General features: G+C 39.1%; 1 pseudogene. It reads right to left on the bottom strand.

Annotation, left to right across the window (positions count from 1 at the left end):
• Nucleotides 1-228 (bottom strand): annotated as a pseudogene (locus SB658_RS28150) (ABC transporter permease); the annotation flags it as partial.
• Between the last annotated feature and the right edge of the window lie 2 nt (nt 229-230).

Genomic DNA, 230 nt, shown 5'->3' with positions numbered 1-230 from the left:
CAATGAGATGGTAAGTCCCACCGCAATAATGGTCACAATGGAGATAGACCGTAAAATATTGATGATATTCCCTGTTTGTAAAAATGCTGGATTCGATGCCGCAAATACCACAATCAATAAAGCAATGGTTAAGATCGTGCCATATCGATAAAAGAAATCAAATAGATGAAAGGATGGCCGCTGTTTTTTCGTTTGCTGTACAGGGGCTGGAATTTGTTGTTCACTCATGA

It is taken from the genome of Bacillus sp. SIMBA_008 (genome assembly GCF_046535495.1).
GTDB lineage: Bacteria > Bacillota > Bacilli > Bacillales > Bacillaceae > Bacillus > Bacillus subtilis.
The sequence above is the reverse complement of the archived record's forward strand: the minus strand, read 5'-3'. Positions and strand labels throughout refer to the sequence as shown.